This window comes from Cupriavidus sp. 01L46 (genome assembly GCF_056399905.1).
Genome location: NZ_JBFTSF010000661.1, coordinates 1 through 788 on the forward strand (window position 1 = coordinate 1; position 788 = coordinate 788).

General features: G+C 66.4%; 1 protein-coding gene and 1 pseudogene. Both read left to right on the forward strand.

All coding sequences use genetic code 11. The features are described 5' to 3' along the window. A pseudogene (locus tag AC1DS3_RS39175) lies at window positions 1-151 on the forward strand (nitrate ABC transporter ATP-binding protein); the annotation flags it as partial. A gap of 10 nt (window positions 152-161) precedes the next feature. Further along, the coding region (locus AC1DS3_RS39180) for an ABC transporter permease subunit (protein WP_477129436.1) at window positions 162-788 on the forward strand (627 nt) is incomplete at its 3' end.

Genomic DNA, 788 nt, shown 5'->3' on the forward strand with positions numbered 1-788 from the left:
GACGCCCTCGCCGGGCCGCATCGCGCATACCTATGAGCTGCCCTTCGCCCGGCGCTTCATTGCCTGCGGCAACGCCCGCGAGGTCAAGGCCGATCCGGAGTTCATCCGGTACCGCGAAGAAATCGTCAACCTGATCCATGCCACGCCCTGAGGAGTCCGACATGTCTGCTTCTGCTCAAAGACTCGAGCCCGCGCCGGGCGCGGCCGCCGTGGCCGCCAAGCCGCCCGCGCGCCGCATGAAGGCCGTCTGCGGCTACCGCTTGCCGGGCGAAGGCTCCAGTTCGCGCATCTCCACCATCACCGTCGTGTCGCTGCTGGCGCTATGGTGGATCGCCAGCCACCTGCGCTGGCTGCCGCCGCTGTTCCTGCCCACGCCGGAAGCCATCATCAACGCGTTTATCGATGCCTGGAACGGTAATGTGCAAGGCGGCCTGCCCCTGACCGAGCACTTTCGCGCCAGCATGGTGCGCGTGTTTGGCGCCTTTGCGCTGGCCACCGTCACGGCGGTGCCGATCGGCGTGATGATGGGGGTGTCGCGCATTGCGCGCGGCGTGTTCGATCCGCCGATCGAGTTCTATCGCCCGCTGCCGCCGCTGGCCTACCTGCCGTTGATCGTGATCTGGTTCGGCATCGATGAAACGTCCAAGATCCTGCTGATCTTCCTGGCTTGCTTCGCGCCGCTGGCGATGTCCGCGCAAGCCGGCGTGCGCTCGGTCACCATCGAGCAGATCAACGCGGCGTATTCGATGGGCGCCAACCGCTGGCAGGTGATCCGCCATGTGGTGATC